The following is an 8,012-nucleotide window of genomic DNA, read 5'->3' on the forward strand; positions in this document are numbered from 1 at the left end:
GGCGCGGCCCTGATCGGCGGCTCGCAGATCGCGCACCATCTCGTCGGGGTCGATGCCCGTCCGGAGGCCGAGGAGGACGCTTGCGTGCGGTTCGGCGTCCAGCAGGTAGTAGGACTCGTCCTGCGTGTAGGGGATGCCGAATTTCTCGCGGATGTACGCCGTCAGCGGATGCACCTGGAGGGACAGGTTGCCGCCGCCGATCGTGTCCAGAAAGTCGAAACGGATCGGGAACTCGTCGCCGAAGCGTCCGAACACGGCCTCGCCGAGCAGCTCGCGCGGGTGCCGAAAAACGAGGTCGATCGACGGACACTCGAAACGCTCGTCGCCGAACCCCAGCAGCAGCGAGTTCTCCTCGGGGATGCAGTCAAAGCACCAGCCGATGTTGTCCCGGTCTTGTCCGACGTCGCAGACGCGCTGGATCCAATGTCCGCCCCAGGGGGCCGGGTCGAACGTGGGCACGACGCGCAGCGGGCGCCGGGCCGCCGCGGCCAGCGCGCGGTAGTAGGTGCGCGCGTCGAGGAGCTTCGGCCTTTCTGGCTGAGTGGTGTCCAGGATGAACCCAACGCGATCCCACAGCGTCTTGCGGTGGCGGTCGGCCACGCGCCAGTCGACGAAGAACGCCCGCTTGTACAACTCGCCCGGACGAGACCCCGCGTCGTCCAGGCCTAGCGATGACGACTCACCACGGCGCTGTCTCAGAGTCGCCTCCCACCGCGGGAGCCCGGCGTAAACGAGCAGGCCCTCGTCGCAGAGCATCGAGGCCCCCGTGCCGTGGACGAACACGCGTCCGTCGTGCGACGCGATCCGTTCGCGCAGACGCATGGACGCGGTGGGGTCGAACAGGTCGCGGAGGCCGAGCCTGGCCATGCGTCCGAAGACGGGGTCGTCCGTGACGAACGGTTGCGTCAGCCGGCGGATCTCGTCCGGCGGGAGCAGAGCGTCAGCTGCATCGACGAGGAGAGTGTCCGGGGGAGCCAGGCGCAGGACGTCCCCGCGCGCGACCCCCGGGTAGCACTCGACGATCACCACGCGCGCGCCGGTTGAGTGGATCGCGCGCGTCACCGCGTCCCATCCGGAGGTGCACTCGGACGCCACCCCGGACGGCACGAACGGCCGCAGGTCGTAGTTGCCGGGCGCCGTCCGCCCGGTGGGGAGCCGAAGGTCGCGGGGGCCGCCGCCGGACGCGGTCATCCGGCGACCAGGTGCGCTAGTCCGATCAAAGCCGCCTTGTCCCCCAGGCTTGCCGACCGGACCTCCGCCCGGTAGCCGGGCCAGAGAGATTCGTCCAGCAACTCCTGGAGGCCGGTGAAGACGGGGTTGTCCCGCGTCATCGGCCCCCCTCCCAGGACGATCACATCCGGCGTGTGCGCGTGTGCGAGCGCGACGAGTCCGCGCGCGAGTGCTCGTCGGTATGCATCGATGCCGGACACGGCGACGCCGTCGCCCTCGGCGGCGGCTCTATAGACATCCACGACGGTCGCGAACGTGCCGCCGTGGAGGTTCGCCTGATCGACGATGCGGTCGGCGAGGCAGTCGGCTTCGATGGTTCCGGTGCGCCCGCTGGTGTCGGTGAAGCTCGAACCGCTCACGGGGATCTGGCCCCCGAGGATCCCGCCGGCCAGCATTCCGCGCCCCACCGGGCGGCCGTCGCGGACGACGCAGACCCCCACGCCCGTGCCGATCGTGACCACGACCGCGGACCCGGCCCCCTTCGCGGCTCCCGCGACCGTCTCGCCCACGCCGTAGGCGACCGCGTCGTTGAGGACGATCGCGCGCAGTCCGGTGGCCGACTCGAACTCCGCCGGCAGGTCGAGTCCGACGATGCCCTCGAGCTTCCCCGGCAGCGAGACGATGACGCCCCGCTCGTCCACCAGTCCCGGGACGCACAACGCGGCCGAGGTGCACCCGTGCGACGAGATCATCTTCTCGGCCCGCTCGAGCGCGACCTTGAGCGCCATTGGACCCGTCCGCTCCCCGCGGACCTCCCAGTTCCATTCGTCGTGCGTCCGCCAGCCCGGAACCTCTACCACCGCGGACTTGCACCGCGTGCCGCCCAGGTCGATGGCGAAGACCTCCGTCATGCCCGGCCCCCGGACTGTCTCACGCGTGATACGGTGGTCCGGATGGACGACGTCACCATGCGGGACCTGCGCAACCGGGGCGGAGATGTGGTGGAGCGTGTCCTGCGCGGCGAGTCGGTGAGGATTACCAGGGACGGAGAGCCGGTCGCCGAGCTGCGTCCACTGAGAAGACGGCCGCTCGATGCTGCGACGCTGCTCAGCAGGTGGCGGCGGGTACCTTCCGTCAGCGGCACGAAGCTGCGTGAGGACATCGACTCGGTGTTCGAGCCGCGACTGTGACGGCGGCCCGGCGCGATCAGGGCCTTCTGGACACGAGCACGCTGCTGTTGCTGCCCCTCCTCGACGGAGCCCAAGTCCTTCCGGAGCGGCCCATGATCTCCACGATCACTCTGGCGGAGCTGTCGGTAGGTCCGCTGGTCGCGAAGACCCGAGCCGAACGGGCCGCCCGCCAGGCGCAGGTTCAACAGGCGGAGGCGGACTTCGACCCTCTCCCCTTCGATGCGGGCGCCGCGAGGGCGTTCGGCAGCGTGGCGGCGTCGCTGCGAAAGTCCGGCCGGAAGACGTCGGCACGCTCCTACGATGCAATGATCGCCGCCATCGCCATCTCGAACGGGCTGCCTCTGTACACGTGCAACCCCACTGACTTCAGGGGAATACGGAACCTGGAAGTCGTCGAGGTGAGGGTTCCGGACGAGGCTCGTTAAAGGGGTCACCGCCGCGGGTGGGCCCCGTGGCGGTCCACGTTGTACAGGGCCCCCTGGAACGGCAGCCCCACCAAACGGGCCCCCGCGTCGAACCCCTCAAACGCGGGCGACGCGGTCAAGCCCCCGGCCCCCGTCCGGACTCCGAACAGCGACTCGATGAACACGTTTACCCAGGCCCCCCCGGACGAACAGGCCCAGTCGTTGATGTACGGAAGCTCGGGGGACGCCTTGCGGGCGCCGCCGGAGTCGGCCGGCACCACCGACTCCGCGAAGTGCGCCTGCGAGAACGGTCCCTGATTGGCGGACTTCGCCAGCCCGCGCAGCCACTCGTAGGCACGCGCCGACTCACCGATGGCGTAAAGCCCCGTCACCGCCAGCGCGGGCCAGGCCGTGTAGGCGCCGTTCCACTGGTGGTCGGGCCGGACGCTGAACATCGCGTCGGGGTCGTCCGGCGACAGCGCGTGCATCCAGGTGGGGGAGTGCAGGTGCTCGAAGAAGAACCGGACCATCTCGGCCTTCGTGGTCTCCGGCAGGTCGTCGTGCAAGACGTTGAGAACCGTTATCAGGTCGTAGCAGTGGCGAACGGCGACCAGGCGCCCGTCCGGGTGCCGCGCGTTCCAATAGCCGTTGCCGGGGGAGTACAGCTGCTGGTGGATGTCGCCGGCCAGGCGCGCCGCGCGCTCGGACAGGTCCCGTGCCTCGGCCCCCCGCCCCAGCCCCTCCAGGACCTCCGCCGCCCAGCGCATGTTGAACACGTTGGCGGCGTTGAGGCTGGCCACCTCGTGGACGTAGGTGCTCACGCACTCCAGCAGGTTGTCGATGCCGCCGTAGTCGGCAAGTCCGGACGCCGATTTCAGGCGCTCCCAGCCCGTGGCGTAGTCCACGACGTAGTCGGACACCGGCCGCCGAGCCCCACTGGCGGACGTGAAACTGGACTCCAGCCACGCACTGTCGCCCGTCCACCGGACGTACTCCCGCATCGTCTTGCACATGGCGAAGTCGTTGACCGAGTACCACTGGCCGACCGGGCCCCCGGACATCCATTCGATGCCGAAGTGCCGGTGCGCGTCCCAGCCCATCCAGCGCTGCAGGTACCCGCGCATGACGTCCGGGTCGAGCATCGCGTGGACGGTGGCGCTGAGGCTGTAGTCCCAAAGGAACGTGGTCGTCTGCCAGTAGCGCGGCATGAGCGTGTCGTAGCCACGCCCGATCGCCGAGTGCGGCGAGTCGCGCTTGAAGTAAACGACCCCGAGGACCCCCGCGTGGTACAGCCGTCGCATCTCGGAGTCGGTTGTCTCCAGGATCGGGAGCGAGCCGGAGTAGCGGTCGTTGCCGGGGGTGAACACGGCGCGGATCTCCTCGTCCCACTCGCGCTCCGCCTCCGCGATCACCTCCGGGGCGCGCGCGACGACCGAGTCGTAGACGCGGCGCGCCTCGTCGACGGAGTCCGCCAGGACGTTGACGTAGGAGATGGTGGTGCGGTCGCCGGCGTCCATGGGTATGTCGAACAGCAGGCCGTCGGGCGCGATGAGCGTGGCGCGCGGCCAGGCGCCCTGCAGCGACACGGCGCCGGTCCTGCGGGAGTGGAACTCCAGAGCCTGACGGCCGGCGTCCACGAACACCTCGTTGTCGAGCTCGAACGGGGGGAGCGGAGCCGTCCACGGGTCGGGGTGCCTCGTCACCGACCCCCGGAGGCCGATGCGCAGCTCGACGGTGCGCGACGGTCCGGTGTTGTGGATCTCCAGGTGGACGACGGCGGCCGTCTGTCCCGGGACGAGGACCGTGGTCGTCCGTAGGTTCAGGTCGCGGAAGGACGACTCGCGTACGACGCGGTCCGGGCGCCAGGTGAAGGACACGGGGGAGCCGGTGGCGTGCCAGAAGCGGCGGTCGACGTACAGGGCGGCGGTGGTGATGTCCGACGTCGCCAGGGGCGGGAAGTTCAGGCCGCGGATGGCGAACAGGTCGTTGTCCACCTGGACGCACCCGAGGAAGTTGGTGAGTCCCGGGGGGTTGAACAGGTCGCCGAAGCGGTGGACGAGCGTGTCGCTCGCGAGCTCGTCCAGCGTCGGGATGGAGGACACGGCGAGCTCGGTCACGAGGCAGTCGTGGGTTGCGAGGTTTGCGCGCGGGCTCTCACGTCGCAGGTCCGATCCGCACCTGCAGCGTCGTCCGATCGGCCCGGTACCAGGCCCGGAACCACTCGAAGGGGACGCCTTCTCCGTCCAGGTTCGTCGCGGTGACGCGCAGGATCGGGTCGCCGAACTCAACCCCCAGGTGCTCGACGAGCTCGTGCGTAGCCGACGTCGCCTCGATGCTGCGTACGCCACCGCACGGCCGGACGCCGAACCGAGACGTGAGCAGCTCGTAGAGGCTGGCGTCGGTCAGGTCGGCGTCCACGACGGACGCGAACCGCGGCAGCGGCAGGAACGTCTGCACCAGCACGACCGGCTCCCCGGACACCCGCCGCACGCGCTCGACGCTCACGCACTGGGAGCCCATCGGGACGCCGAGCTCGGGGGCTGCCTCCGGCGGGACGGACGCGAGTCCCTGAGACAGCACCTGCGTCCGGACCTCCTGCCCGCGCTGGGTCATCTCCTCGTGGAACCCGCGCACCTCCTGGACCGTGAACTGCGCGATCTTCGGACGGCTGACGAACGTGCCGCGTCCCTTCTCTTTCTGGACGAGCCCCTCGGCCACCAGCTCCCCGAGCGCCTGGCGGACGACGGTCCGGGACACACCGAACAGGGAGCCGAGGTCGGCCTCGGACGGGATCGCCTCCCCGGGGGCCCACCCGCCGGCGGCGATGTGGTCCCGGAGTATCTGCGCGAGCTGCACGTAAAAAGGAAGGTGTCCCCGGCGGCTGATGGGGGCCAGCGCAGTGGTCACAGGGCCACTGTAATCCTGTAATCCTAGGATTGCCAGGGGGCCGGGGCCTGGGAGTTCAGAGCAGTGGCAACGTCAGGCCGTCACGAGGGGCTAGAGAGTGACGTTGAAGCCGGCTGATCTGCGCGAGCTCAGGATCCCTTCGACGGTAGGGAACTGAGCGACCGGGGGAGCTTCGGGCAGCCATGTTCCCCAGAACGCCGAGAGTTCATTCGATATACCGACCGCTTTGCCGTCCAGCCGCACCACCGGCGACCCGGTTTCCTGGATGTTGGGCTGAATCGAAGACCAGTAGTGCGTCTCCGTGTCGCCCCCGAGCACGCCGACCCGGGTGACCGCCTGGGCCCCATGCTGAGAGGCGTATGGGTACCCGTGAGTGACCAGAGGATCGCCCGCGGTCGTCCCGTGGCTCGTCGTGTAGCCCGTCGGGGCAGCCCCGAATCCTCTGACGACCCGGCTGACGTGCTGGAGCTTGTCCCGATCGATCTCGATCAGGGCAAAGCCGACAGCGATCTGCTCCTCCTCGTACACGACTGTTCCGAAGGCCCCCAGCTCTGGCGACCTGGCACGTTCCCCGACGTGGCTTGCGCAGCTGCTCGCGGCGCCGATGTAAGTCCTCGGGTTGGGGGCCTGCTCCGTGAACACGAAGTTCAGCGTGCAGAAGTTGTCGCCCCCGACATACAGGCCCCGGGGGTCCATCATCGGTGCCCCCGGCTGGATCGGGACGTCGCCCGGCAGAACGGCGGACGCCGGTGTGTTCCATGGTGCAGCGACAAGCGTGACGGCCGCCGCCACAACGATCAAGATCCGCGCACCCCTGCGGCCTGACATCACTCACCCTCCCCGTTGCCAACTCTCTTCTGTAGATCGCCCACGGCGGCCCTTGGCACTCAACTTCTACGGTCACCCTGACATTCCTTCTCCCACGGGCCGGGCGAGGTCCACGCTTCCCCGGGGCAGGAAGAGTCGCGCGACAGCACGAACTCATAGGTGTCCTCTCGAGGAGGTTGAATTGCCTCGCACGCGGTGTCGCAGAATCGCTTTGTTCGTCGCGCTGCTATCGGCCGCCACGCAGTCCCCCGCATCCGGCGCCCCCGCCCCTGCTGCGGCGTCGCATTCACCGTGTTCGAGCAGTCCCGTCGTCCGGTGCGCCGAGTGGTTTCACCGGCACGACGCCGGTTCGATCGATCCGGAGGCTCACGACGAGGCAACCGACGTGGCGGTCGGCCCCGGGTCCGATCGCGTCTACGTCACCGGGATCGCATGGGACCACGGGGACACGATTCGGACGTTCGCGCTGGACGCCGTCACGGGCGCAGCGCTTTGGACCGCCGACTACAGCGGCGAGCCGTCCGATCCGCCTTCCGGGGACGTGTCTGCGAGCGGCGGACACTGGGGCGGTGATTTCACGGTCGCCGTGTCCCCTGACGGGAACACCGTCTTCGTCTCCGGTTGGAACGTGACCTTGGCCTACGCAGCGCGGACGGGGGTCCAGAAGTGGAAGGCCTTGTGGAGGACGGACACCGCGGGAGGGCGTACGGCCAGCGACGTCGGGGTGAGTGGCGACGGCTCGCGGGTCTATGTAACCGGCTCGAAACCGGACGCCCTGAACCCCGATTCCGTTGCCACCGTTGCCTACGACGCCGCCACGGGAGAGCATCTGTGGGAGGCGACAGCGGCGGGCCCTTATGCCTCCTTCGATCCTGTGCGGCTGAGCGTTCCTGCCTCCGGCGACAGGATCTTCGTTTCGGGGGGTGACTCAAACCTGGAGACGATCGCCTACGACGGCAAGACGGGCACGGCGCTGTGGACAAGTGCGTTCGCCCACGAGGGGGTGGACTGGACGAGCCGTGCCATTGGGCTCGTCGCGGCTCCGGACGGCTCCCGCGTGACGGTCTCCGGACCGGGGTTCAGCAGGGGGTCGGCCGTCACTCTTACGGCCGTCGACTCGATCGTGACCGTCGCCTACGATGGCGCCACCGGCGCCGTGATCTGGGGAGACGCTTGGCGACCCGACGGGCGTGAAGCGACGTCCGCTTCCATAGCCATGAGCGCCGATGGGGCCACTGCGTACGTCGCCGGGTCAACCTCGGTCACAGAAGTGCCGACCGGTGCGGCCACTGTTGCCTACGCAGGGGCGACCGGCGACAAGTTGTGGGTGACGCACCAGGACGTGCCGGGTGTCGTTGAGCGGGCGCAGGGGGTCCTTGCGAGCCCTGACGGGACGAAGGTGTACGTCGCGACCGCGGAGTCGACGTGGACGGGCGTCGCCTTCGGCCTCTACACGACGACCGCTCTGGATTCCGCGAGCGGCTCCACGGTGTGGACGGCGCGGCACGCCGTG

Annotated in this window: 8 protein-coding genes; 3 read left to right on the top strand and 5 right to left on the bottom strand. The window is 69.2% G+C overall.

The window, feature by feature from the left end; translation table 11 throughout:
* Both VNE62_12750 and VNE62_12755 read right to left on the bottom strand, forming a co-directional pair.
* Positions 1 to 1,191, bottom strand: a 1,191-nt coding sequence (locus VNE62_12750; GenBank protein ID HVE93149.1) for a mannose-6-phosphate isomerase, incomplete at its 3' end; no start/stop codon positions are given.
* Entirely contained in the window at positions 1,188 to 2,081 is an 894-nt protein-coding gene (locus VNE62_12755; GenBank protein HVE93150.1) for an ROK family protein, read from the bottom strand. The genes VNE62_12755 and VNE62_12750, both read right to left, overlap by 4 nt.
* A gap of 42 nt (positions 2,082 to 2,123) precedes the next feature.
* On the opposite strand from VNE62_12755, the gene VNE62_12760 reads away from it, so the two are divergent.
* Together VNE62_12760 and VNE62_12765 are read left to right on the top strand one after the other, a co-directional pair.
* Complete coding sequence (locus VNE62_12760) at positions 2,124 to 2,360, top strand: type II toxin-antitoxin system prevent-host-death family antitoxin (protein HVE93151.1); 237 nt, start codon at positions 2,124 to 2,126, stop codon at positions 2,358 to 2,360.
* Entirely contained in the window at positions 2,357 to 2,785 is a 429-nt protein-coding gene (locus tag VNE62_12765; protein HVE93152.1) for a type II toxin-antitoxin system VapC family toxin, read from the top strand. Before VNE62_12760 ends, VNE62_12765 begins: the two co-directional genes overlap by 4 nt.
* 5 nt (positions 2,786 to 2,790) lie before the next feature.
* On the opposite strand, the gene VNE62_12770 is transcribed toward VNE62_12765, so the two are convergent.
* The 3 genes from VNE62_12770 to VNE62_12780 all read right to left on the bottom strand — a co-directional run bounded on the left by VNE62_12770 (position 2,791) and on the right by VNE62_12780 (position 6,499).
* The gene (locus VNE62_12770; GenBank protein ID HVE93153.1) at positions 2,791 to 4,881 is read right to left on the bottom strand and encodes a hypothetical protein; all 2,091 of its coding nucleotides are present in this window, start codon (positions 4,879 to 4,881) and stop codon (positions 2,791 to 2,793) included.
* Between the two features lie 37 nt (positions 4,882 to 4,918).
* Complete coding sequence (locus VNE62_12775; protein HVE93154.1) at positions 4,919 to 5,671, bottom strand: GntR family transcriptional regulator; 753 nt, start codon at positions 5,669 to 5,671, stop codon at positions 4,919 to 4,921.
* Positions 5,672 to 5,761: 90 nt separating this feature from the next.
* The gene (locus VNE62_12780) at positions 5,762 to 6,499 is read right to left on the bottom strand and encodes a hypothetical protein (GenBank protein ID HVE93155.1); all 738 of its coding nucleotides are present in this window, start codon (positions 6,497 to 6,499) and stop codon (positions 5,762 to 5,764) included.
* Positions 6,500 to 6,680: 181 nt separating this feature from the next.
* Here VNE62_12780 and VNE62_12785 point away from each other — a divergent pair.
* A partial coding sequence (locus VNE62_12785) for a hypothetical protein (protein ID HVE93156.1) occupies positions 6,681 to 8,012 on the top strand: 1,332 nt, incomplete at its 3' end.

The sequence above is a fragment of the Actinomycetota bacterium genome (assembly GCA_035536535.1).
Taxonomy (GTDB): Bacteria; Actinomycetota; JAICYB01; order JAICYB01; family JAICYB01; genus DATLNZ01.